The organism is Paeniclostridium hominis, from assembly GCF_014306135.1.
Taxonomy (GTDB): Bacteria; Bacillota; Clostridia; order Peptostreptococcales; family Peptostreptococcaceae; genus Paraclostridium; species Paraclostridium hominis.
Genome location: NZ_JACRWD010000030.1, coordinates 1 through 523, shown reverse-complemented (window position 1 = coordinate 523; position 523 = coordinate 1). Strand labels below are relative to the sequence as shown.

Genomic DNA, 523 nt, shown 5'->3' with positions numbered 1-523 from the left:
TGCCGAAGTGGCGGAACTGGCAGACGCACAGGACTTAAAATCCTGCGGGACTTACCTCTCGTACCGGTTCGATTCCGGTCTTCGGCACCATTTAAATAACATCGCGGGGTGGAGCAGTTGGCAGCTCGTCGGGCTCATAACCCGAAGGTCGCAAGTTCGAGTCTTGCCTCCGCAACCATTAAAATTTCACAAGGCCCATTGGTCAAGCGGTCAAGACACCGCCCTTTCACGGCGGTAACAGGGGTTCGATTCCCCTATGGGTCACCAATTAAATATGCGGGTGTAGCTCAATGGTAGAGTTCCGGCCTTCCAAGCCGGCTGTGAGGGTTCGATCCCCTTCACCCGCTCCAGATTAAACATATGGGACTATAGCTCAGCTGGGAGAGCACCTGCCTTACAAGCAGGGGGTCACAGGTTCGAGCCCTGTTAGTCCCACCAATTGCGGCCTGGTAGTTCAGCTGGTTAGAATGCCAGCCTGTCACGCTGGAGGTCGAGGGTTCGAGTCCCTTCCAGGTCGCCAAAA

General features: G+C 55.4%; 6 tRNA genes. All 6 read left to right on the top strand.

What is annotated here, in order from left to right:
- Position 1: 1 nt before the first annotated feature.
- The 6 genes from H8891_RS15095 (at position 2) to H8891_RS15070 (ending at position 520) form a co-directional block, all read left to right on the top strand.
- Positions 2-90, top strand: a tRNA-Leu gene (locus H8891_RS15095).
- 12 nt (positions 91-102) lie between these two features.
- A tRNA-Met gene (locus tag H8891_RS15090) sits at positions 103-178 on the top strand.
- Between the two features lie 14 nt (positions 179-192).
- Positions 193-267, top strand: a tRNA-Glu gene (locus tag H8891_RS15085).
- A gap of 9 nt (positions 268-276) precedes the next feature.
- Positions 277-350 (top strand) — tRNA-Gly (locus tag H8891_RS15080).
- 12 nt (positions 351-362) lie between these two features.
- A tRNA-Val gene (locus tag H8891_RS15075) sits at positions 363-438 on the top strand.
- A 5-nt stretch (positions 439-443) separates the two neighbouring features.
- Positions 444-520 (top strand) — tRNA-Asp (locus H8891_RS15070).
- Positions 521-523: the final 3 nt, after the last annotated feature.